Consider the following 250-nt stretch of genomic DNA (forward strand, 5'->3'; position numbering starts at 1 on the left):
GTGCACGATGATCCGAATATCGGTATCCCACTGGAACTCGAATTGGAACTGTTCCGGGAACACCATCGACGCATAACGGTTGATCAAGACCATTAGGCGTTGCGAGATAGCTTCGATAGCCATCTTCTTCATGTTCTTGTCTTGGAAGCCATGAACGAGATGCTTTAATGCTTCTTCATCGGCCAGTTGCGTTTCCAGTTCCGCCAGTCGCTCCTTCACTTCCTTGATGCGGCGCACCGTCATCCGATGC

The 250-nt window shown here is 50.8% G+C and carries 1 protein-coding gene; it reads right to left on the reverse strand.

Annotated features, from left to right (window positions below; translation table 11 throughout):
- Positions 1-250 (reverse strand): hypothetical protein (locus AC1RP1_RS08435; protein ID WP_481762796.1); only part of this gene is annotated, 250 nt, incomplete at both ends.

Source organism: Dellaglioa sp. CoH-56-MRSF-13 (genome assembly GCF_056782095.1).